The sequence below is a fragment of the Streptomyces tricolor genome (assembly GCF_002155905.1).
GTDB lineage: Bacteria > Actinomycetota > Actinomycetes > Streptomycetales > Streptomycetaceae > Streptomyces > Streptomyces tricolor.
The window spans coordinates 1-517 of sequence record NZ_MUMF01000572.1 but is presented as its reverse complement, the minus strand read 5'-3'; the positions used below and the strand labels follow the sequence as shown (position 1 = coordinate 517).

The 517-nt window shown below is 74.3% G+C and carries 1 protein-coding gene; it reads right to left on the bottom strand.

The genetic code is table 11. The features are described 5' to 3' along the window. Nucleotides 1-447, bottom strand: a 447-nt coding sequence (locus CCN44_RS33830; protein ID WP_143650142.1) for an amidohydrolase family protein, incomplete at its 3' end; no start/stop codon positions are given. Nucleotides 448-517 lie beyond the last annotated feature (70 nt).

Below are 517 nucleotides of genomic sequence, written 5' to 3'. Positions count from 1 at the left end.
GGCGACGACGGCGGCGACCGCGTCCATGTGGAAGTAGTGGTCGGCGAAGCAGGTCACCCCGCCGCGGATCATCTCGGCGCAGGCGAGCCGCGCCCCCAGCTCGACGTCGCGCTCGGTGAGGTTGCTCTCGACGGGCCAGACGACGTCGTTGAACCACTCCTCGGTCGGCAGGTCCTCGGCGAGCCCGCGCAGGGCGGCCATCGGCGCGTGGGTATGGCAGTTGATCAGGCCGGGCAGCGCCACCTGGCCGCGCGCCTCGATCCGGGTCACGGCCGGGAGATCCCGCGCGGCGGCGGCCGTGGTGACCGCGTCGATCACCCGGTCACGGACGACGATCGCGGCGTCGTCGCGGAAGCCGATCCCCTCCTCGTCGTCGTGCACGAGGACCGTGCAGCCGGTGACGATCAGGTCGGCGGGAGTCGCGTTCGGGGGCTCGACGGCACGCATGGGCCCACCGTACGGCCTGAGAGGGGGCCGCCGTACGGCCTGCACGGGGGCCGGTGCCGGGGTCCCCGGC